The following is a 7,608-nucleotide window of genomic DNA, read 5'->3' as shown; positions in this document are numbered from 1 at the left end:
TACGAAAGGCTGGCCGGTCCAGAAAATCATCGAGTCACCGCACGATCATTTCTACAAATCGCGCATATTTGATCTACGTGGGAACCGCGCCAGTGTTAGGGGGTATCGGAATTTGTAGACGCGCTGCAGCGCGCCGCCACATCATCGGTCTGTTGCCTGTCCGAATTGCCCTGCGGGGCGACGCTCTCCCCACACCTGCGGCGCGGGTCCCCGTGCGTCTCAATTCGGGCGCGACGGCGCGCGCGACGCCTCGTCAGTCGGCGAACGTACGGCTTGCAGAGGGGGAGGGTAGGGCGCGGCGCGCGTGATTATCGAACCAAATCTGCGATGAATTCTCCGGTCCTCTGAAGAAGTGCGTCACTATTCAACCCGCTTGGGCTGGAAAAGTGAGGGACGACGACGAGCTTCTTGCGTCCCGCACTTTGGTGAAATACCCGACGAGTTTGGTTTCGCGCCGAAATGACGCTTTCATTCAGAGTCACAAGGTCATCGAACACCGCGCTAGCAAAATCGGCACGATATCCAATGCCGACGCCGATAAACACCTCCGGCTGATATTCCTCCACCCAGCTTCGGATGGCGGGTAACCGATGGTCTCGACACCAAGCCTGATATTCTCGTTTGTCGGCAATGCCGGTTTCGTCCGCAGCGTCCTGCGGCCAGTGCCCAACATCGTGGCAAGCGAACGGGTAGAGATTTCCTTTGAAATATCCCCGCGAGCCTCTCACGAAAGGTTGGTGCGTCTCCGCGAATTCGCTCCAGTTCGCGACCGAGAAGCCCTTCATCGCAGCCAGAAGCTTGAACGCTTTTTGGTTGTAGGGCCATTTGCGTTGCAGACCAATTGAGTACTCATCGCTCCCCGACGTGGGGTCAGCTCCATCATGCTGGCTCTTGTAGGTTCCGTGCTCGATACCGAATAGCCATATTGACGGGGCAGAGGGCGTTCCCGCCGCCAATTCGTCGCTATCGCAACCCACAAACTTCGCAAGCGCTTCTTCGGAAAAATTTCGATTAATCATCCCCGCTTTCTCGTTCTGGTATGGTGGTTGAAAAGTGCGTACGCCTGTCTTTCCGGGCGCCGTTACAACGTGATGTTCTTCGAGCTCGCTCATCAGTCGCAAGGCGTCACTGTAACCCATCCGAAATCGACGCTGCAGGAGGGATACGGAGACTTCCTGTTCTTCAATCAGTATCGACTTGGCCTTTTCGCCAAGTTCGCTCAATCGTTTGTGAGCATCATTTCCCAAAGCTGTTCTCCCAAGTATGTGCCGGCATGAGACCGGTAAATGTAGTTGGTTTTCAACTACCCAACGGGGAACTGTCTTGAGCGTCCGCTAACCTTCCAACTGTTACAAATTTTTCGTCCTTTCCCTGATATTGCCGTCCGGCGAACCACAGCGAGCATCGCAACCTGGCCGAATTCCATCCTTGATAGTCAGGGGTTTGTCAGGTCGAAACATGCCTCAACTGGACATCAGGTGAGTTGCCGCGGCGGATTCCAGTGCGTCTCAATTCGGGCGCGACGGCGCGCGCGACACCTGGTCAGTCGGCCGAAGTCTGGCTTACAGAGGGGGAGGTAGGGGGGCGCGTTAGAGCCTATGCTTGGACGGTTAGGGAGGTTCGGCAGTTGCCGAGTTCGTCGGCTGGCCGATGGTGCGGCAACTATGTTGGTTGCGCGCCTGGGTATGGTTGCCCCCGTAACGTACGTAACGTTACGTATACGGGAGCGAGGTTGCGGGCTGCAACCGGCGGTAACCAGCTCGGTTACAGCGGCCGCGCCAAGTTGGGGCCGAATTTATCGGAGCGGTTTAACCCGTTCCCCAATGCGCGACCGCACGTAGTGCTCAGTCATATTTCGGCTTTGATGACCAAGCAACTTTTGCGAGTGCGCGAGATCCCCGGTGTCGCTGGCCGACTTCGCCCGGATATCGCGAAATTGGAACGTCACGCCTGCAAGCTTTCGCGCCCGGTCGAACCTGGAGCGCAGTTCGAAGGGGCTTACAGGTGTGCCGTCGTCGTTCTGCAGCAGACTTGCGCCGGTCATTTTCCGTGGGCGCGCGATGATCCGCTCGATGACTGCCTTCAGTTCGCCTTCGACGGCGATGCGCAGATGCTTGCGCGTCTTGTTCTGAACGATGTGCAGATGGTCGCCCCATATGTCCGCCCGCTTCACCTTCAGCACGTCGGCGGGTCGCTGGCCGCTCAGGTAGGCGAGGTCCATGGCATCCTGCAATGTGGGATGCGCGACGGCGTAGACGGCCCGGAATGCCTCGTCTGTGACGTAGATATCGCGACCACTCTCCCGGAACCCCTTCACGCCCGCGCAAGGGTTTGGCGCGCTTGTGTATCCCCATTCCCGCGCTTTGTTGTAGACGTGACTCAGCAGCGCCTTTTCCCGGTTCGCCCGCACTTTGGCGGTTTCTCCGCGAATGTCGAGATACTGTCGCACGTGAACCGGCGTGATCGCGTCAATTGGCATCGCTCCAAACACGGCCTTCAGGTGCTCCAATTCCTTCATGTTGTCGCTGCGCGTCCTGGGGGCTTTTGTCGGAATGACTTCCCGGATGTATCGCCGCACCACGACGTTGAATGTCCGGTCATCGTCCTGGACGGGTTCCGCTTCGATTTCCGCCCACTTCCGCCGTGCCTCATTGAGGTCCGAGCCGAGAGGCGTCCATTTGCGCGGTATCGATGTTCCGACGTGATAGAAGCGCCCGCCTTTCTCATGCATGCGCGGCGGGAGATTGTGGTTCTTCTGCCGCTTACGCCCCATGTGCGGCTCCCCGCGTGGTGCGCGCAGCGCGCAGCGCTTCGAAACGCGGCTGGACTGTATCTGGCGCGCGTGTCTCCGGCTCGGACCGCGCCCCACCAAGCCGCACCTCGAAATAGCTGCGCGCGACCTTCGGACGGTGCTGTGAATCCTCCGCGTACCGCCACCCATTCGCCCTAAGCCATTCGATCTGCTTAGCTGCGCGGACAAAGCCCGTCAGTTCTTCAAGTTCTTTTTTCGACAGGAACATGACTCACCTCGTCCGCAAACTGCGCCGCACACGGTGGCCCAAACGGCGATGTGCAATCATGCGACCTAGGCGGCCCATGGGCCGATAGTGCTTCTTCATGTTGCGGATAATGTGCACGCGCAAGCGCACGATATTCGCGGTCACGCCAACAGCGACGTTGAGCTTGAATTGCTTTCTCACGCGGCAGCCTCCCGCATAGTCACTACGTGCGCGTCGTCGGCAACTGGTACAGGAAACGCGAATATGTCCGCCGTCTCGATGCTCTCCAACAAGCCAGCGATCCGCTCGCGCATGCTTTGCAGCTCTTTCGTGACCTGGCCGCTCTTGAACATGCGGCGCAGCTCCGTGTTTTCGGCCTCAAGCTCCTGTATTCGTGCCTGAAGTTTCTTGTTCTGATCTTCGATCCCTCGCGCAACAGCCATACTTGATGCGTGGTGCACCAGATCCTCATGCGTAAACCGAATATCCGGATATTCGTCGCTCGACAGATAGGCCCTGCCATTGCGGTAGTCAACGTACAAATCACGAAAGCCGTCTCGGCTCAACCAAACATCTGGCCTGCTCAAAAAGCAATGCATGACGTACCAGACCGTGAACGGAATGGCATTTTCCCCTTTCTCCCAGTTGCGTATCGTGCGCGCGTTCACTCGAAGAAGCGCTGCGCATTCGTCCACGGTGATCTGCACGAAGTTCTTGCGCCAGTGGGCAAATTGATTCGGCGTCACGCTGTGCCACTCCATGGCCCACTCGTACCACTTCGGCAGTCCATGCAGAATGTGCTCAGCCGATTTCCTCGTGGGCAAACCGGTTTTCTTACTGATAGGGGTTTTTCTCACCGGCATGGGGACTGGGGGGTAATCCCACACGACACCAGTATTGGGATGCTTCGCGTCGCGATTGCGCCGCACAGGGATGCCGTTGGACGTGCTCGTTTTGATCTCACCACGTCGTGCGCTCGTCTGATTCGATCCGTTCCGATCTTTAGGCGTGATGTCGGGCGTTCGCGCGACGCACCGCGTTGCGGCCTCGCGCAGCGCCCGCAGTTCCATGTCGTCCTTCTTGCGCATGGTTGTTTCCTTATCGATTATTTTTGACCCTGCACAGACGTGCGCCGCCAGCCCTGAGAGGTCCATCCTCAAAGGGTGACCGGCAATCTGTGCCGTTTCGTTCTCAGGCTGATTGAAATTGCTGGCTGTATTCGAGCCAGGCATCGAATGGCGGTGCTGTCGACTCAAATTCGTGTCGTGATAGCTCACGCTCGGCGTATTCGACGTCGTTTTCGCCGGGGGCGTGCGTACAGTTATTGACACGAGTCCAAGGGCGGGCGATGCCCGCCTCAAAACCCTCGCGCGCCTTCCGGCGCACGACTTCCCACACATGACGGACGCTGTGCACCACGATGCCGGCCGATTCGACGCCGCGCACCTCTGCCGACAGCACGTCGCCATAGCGGCCTACGCGGTCGGTCTTTTCCTTGTGGAGCCGGATACGAAAGTCCTTGCGAGTGGCGAAGATTCCGCCCATCGCTTCGATGTAGCGACAAAATGACGCCGGCTGTACCTCGCCCTCAGTCTTGGTCAGGCGGTTGACCGCGTTGTGGGCATGGCGCAATGCCTCCGGCGCCTGGTGGGGCAATTCTTTGATGCGACGCATTTCACGCCAGACCCCTACAGGAGGGCCACCGACCTGCTGGAAAAGGCGAATGCTCCAGGTGGAAGCCCAAGCGTTGATTCGCTTGGCCGCAATGTGGCCTGGCTGGTCAAACGGGTCTCGGTCGAGTCCTTCGCCGTCGGTCGCGCGCACGACGTAGCGCAGCACGTATCCGGCTGCGGTCCCCTTGTCGCGGTCGATCAGCTTGAAATCACAACGGTGTTGCAGCGCGCCCGGTTCGTCGGGCGAGTCCTTCAGCGCGTAGTGGCGGATTACGCCGCACAGGTATTCGTAAGCGTCCATCCCCTCGTGGTCTTGCGGGAAGAACACCACGCCATGCCAATGCGGTGAGCCTTCGTGGTGCGGTTGAGCGGCGCGCACGCCGTACCATTGGAATCCGTCGTTATGCAGCTTCGTGCGGATCAGTTTCCAAACATGACAGAGATATTTTTGTGCCTGTTTGGGCGTCGTGCCGTCATATCGGTGGTTTCGCACCAGTTGGCCATCTGGAAGCGTGTGCCAGCGGTGCATACGGCTCGGCGGCGTGATCGTGAAGAACATGCCTATGTGCCCCATGTCGTTCGCGATTAACTCGAAGCCGTTGATGCGCGTCATCAGTTCGGCGCGACGGATGCGCTTGTTGGCGACGCCGAGCGCGGCAAGCTCGGCCATCAGATATTCCTGATCAAGCTCGTTGCGCAGTACCGTGTTCTCCAGCATGTCTGCATTGCGCTTTTGCTGCTGTTGGTGGCGCTCGAACGACTCGTTAGAAATGTAGACGTTGCGCCCACGTCCGACGAAGCCGAGCATGATTGCTACGGCCTCAACGCACTCGTTGTGCAGCTTGCGCAGGCACTTGCGCCACCATTGCTCGCACGACATCCGCTTTATGGCAGCGAGGTCGCGAACGCCCTGGATTACGCCGTGCTCGTCGACGCACTCAGGCTCCGGCGGCGTGCAATGGTTGTACACGACAAAGCGTTCCATCGCCGCGCGTAGTGCCTTGGCATCGTGGTACGTGTCGGCCATCCCCGCACACGTCGAAGCCATCCATGCCGCACGGGCGCAGATGTCCGCGTCACTGGCTTTCAGTGGCAAGCGCACCGCGCCGAGTTTGTTTTTCACGTCCAGCAGTGCGAGATTCGACCGACGCCGAAGTGCCGAATCGGCGTTGTCCGTCGCGTCGCCGCCGCGAGTTTCCAGCCAGTAGTTCGTCGCGCGCTTCTGGAAGCGAGGCGGCATCCCCGAAATCAACTCTGCTGCCCAATCGGCATCGGTAGAAAGATGTGTGATCGCCATGGTTAATGTTTTCTCAGGACGAGTGAATCCACGCCACATGTGTGGCGGGTTCTTCACGAGGGAGGGGGGAGTGCGGCGCGCGAGATTACGTACGCCGCCCTAGGTCATTAGGTGGCCACAGGCGGAGCGTTGTTTTTCTGCTTCGCTGCGATGGCAAGCGCTACGAGTAGCCCGATGATGACCAGGCCAGTGCCAGAGTTCTTTCCCGTAAGCATCGAGAATGGCGTCATAAGCTGGTCCATGGTTACGCTCCCCGATTCGCGCGCACTTCGTTTTCGGGCGCACTTGCCGACGCCACTTTCTTGGAGATTCCACCGGGCGGCGTCTCGCTGTCGGTATTGCGCGCGTTGTCCTTTGCCGGATTGGTAGCTGCGCTATCGGTCATCGCGGAAGCGATAGGCGATTTCATGACGGTAGCGTGCAGCAGATGGCCGTGGGTTTCCCTATCCGACGATATGTCGACGTCATCGAACAGGTTGCGGCCTTGAAGATTGCGGAAGATGAGATAGTTTTCCGCCAGCAGGTAAAACAGTCTGCGACTTGCGTCCTGCGTTTCCTCGGAGTGGCCGAAGAGACCGCTCTTCGTTTCCTCGCCGATGATTTCGGAAATTGCTTCGTCGTTTTCCGACATGCGGTCCAACAAGACGCCGATTTGATCGTCCGTCAGCGCATTGCTTACCCTGAAGCACAGCGGCTCAGAGAGATCCAATGCGCGCGGGACTTGCTGTAAAACATCCGTGTTGGCGGCGTAAGCGGGCTGTACAGCGAGAGCATCAAGATCGAGGCCCTTCTGCTTGAAATATGCCGTCAGTGCGTCCTGCGTGGACTCTGGAAGGCTGCTGATACGGAAGGTCTCAAAGTGCTTAATGAGCGTTGCGTTGACGCCGGTATCGGCCGCAAGCTTTGCCTGTGTGACGCCTATCGTGCGACGTGCGCGTCGCAGCAGGTCCGAAGTGATGTTGTTTGCCATTGCCTCTCCAGATTCAAATGGACGCACGATGCGTCGTTGTTACGTATTGGTTGCAACCATACACGAACCCGGAGGTTGTGAGAAGTCTTTTTTACGCAACTTTCGTAATTTTGAATCATTGGAGGCCACGCCGACGCGCGGTGCGGCAGTCCGGGTTACCTTTTCGCTTCGCCCCTCTTTGCCTCTAGCTCTTCTAGTTCTTTTGCCATTGCAATGAACTTCTTGAAGGCCTCGCGGTGAAGCTCTTCATCGAAGTCTTTATTCCAAGGGCGCAGCAGATCCAACATGATCTTGTACAGCGCTTCCCTGTGATTGTGGTGCATCCGGCTAAAGCAGTAGGCGACATACGCAAAGTTCTCGACTCCTGCGCCGCCGGCGTAACGCACTCTGGCCAGCTCCTCAAACGGCTCATCCTCGCCATAAATCATGCGATTGGGCGAAATACGAAGAACTTCGCACAGAAGGCGAATCTCCTTTGGTCCTGGTTGAGTGCGGCCAGATTCGAGGAACGATATTACGTTCCTACTGATACCGACGCCTTCTTTGTCTGCCAGCTTGGTTCGCTCGGCAAGTTCCCCTTGCGTAAGCTTCGCCGTCACGCGAGCGTCGCGCAATCGGACGCCAAGCTCGTGCTCAGTTTCATGTCGCACGTAGCCGAACGCCTGTCGC

Annotated in this window: 7 protein-coding genes; all 7 read right to left on the bottom strand. The window is 58.3% G+C overall.

The annotated features are described in order from the left end of the window. Positions 1 to 308: 308 nt before the first annotated feature. Positions 309 to 1,247: a DNA translocase FtsK gene (locus A985_RS26405; RefSeq protein ID WP_198288730.1), complete on the bottom strand. Its 939-nt coding sequence runs from the start codon at positions 1,245 to 1,247 to the stop codon at positions 309 to 311. A 548-nt stretch (positions 1,248 to 1,795) separates the two neighbouring features. Beyond that, positions 1,796 to 2,773 (bottom strand): tyrosine-type recombinase/integrase, encoded by a 978-nt coding sequence (locus tag A985_RS0120175; RefSeq protein ID WP_017235184.1) that lies wholly within the window; start codon positions 2,771 to 2,773, stop codon positions 1,796 to 1,798. Further along, positions 2,763 to 3,020: a DUF4224 domain-containing protein gene (locus tag A985_RS26395; RefSeq protein WP_017235183.1), complete on the bottom strand. Its 258-nt coding sequence runs from the start codon at positions 3,018 to 3,020 to the stop codon at positions 2,763 to 2,765. The genes A985_RS0120175 and A985_RS26395 overlap by 11 nt, the downstream gene beginning before the upstream one ends. A 176-nt stretch (positions 3,021 to 3,196) precedes the next feature. Then, positions 3,197 to 4,087, bottom strand: coding sequence for a hypothetical protein (locus tag A985_RS0120160; protein WP_017235182.1), 891 nt, complete (start codon positions 4,085 to 4,087; stop codon positions 3,197 to 3,199). A gap of 103 nt (positions 4,088 to 4,190) precedes the next feature. After that, on the bottom strand, positions 4,191 to 5,969 hold the full coding sequence (locus A985_RS26390; RefSeq protein WP_017235181.1) for a replication endonuclease: 1,779 nt from the start codon (positions 5,967 to 5,969) through the stop codon (positions 4,191 to 4,193). 244 nt (positions 5,970 to 6,213) lie between these two features. Continuing rightward, positions 6,214 to 6,939, bottom strand: a complete 726-nt coding sequence (locus A985_RS27210; RefSeq protein ID WP_017235179.1) for a helix-turn-helix transcriptional regulator — start codon at positions 6,937 to 6,939, stop codon at positions 6,214 to 6,216. 155 nt (positions 6,940 to 7,094) lie between these two features. Next, positions 7,095 to 7,608 (bottom strand): helix-turn-helix domain-containing protein (locus A985_RS0120140; protein ID WP_198288729.1); only part of this gene is annotated, 514 nt, incomplete at its 5' end.

Source organism: Pandoraea sp. B-6, from assembly GCF_000282835.1.
Taxonomy (GTDB): Bacteria; Pseudomonadota; Gammaproteobacteria; order Burkholderiales; family Burkholderiaceae; genus Pandoraea; species Pandoraea cepalis.
Note: the sequence above shows the minus strand (reverse complement) of the source record. Positions and strands in the feature narration are given on the sequence as shown.

Excerpts from the sequence above, each read along its gene's own strand:
- A985_RS26390 (WP_017235181.1), bottom strand. The coding sequence starts at position 5,969 with ATGGCGATCACACATCTTTCTACCGATGCCGATTGGGCAGCAGAGTTG.
- A985_RS27210 (WP_017235179.1), bottom strand. The coding sequence starts at position 6,939 with ATGGCAAACAACATCACTTCGGACCTGCTGCGACGCGCACGTCGCACG.
- A985_RS26395 (WP_017235183.1), bottom strand. The coding sequence starts at position 3,020 with ATGTTCCTGTCGAAAAAAGAACTTGAAGAACTGACGGGCTTTGTCCGC.
- A985_RS0120175 (WP_017235184.1), bottom strand. The coding sequence starts at position 2,773 with ATGGGGCGTAAGCGGCAGAAGAACCACAATCTCCCGCCGCGCATGCAT.
- A985_RS0120160 (WP_017235182.1), bottom strand. The coding sequence starts at position 4,087 with ATGCGCAAGAAGGACGACATGGAACTGCGGGCGCTGCGCGAGGCCGCA.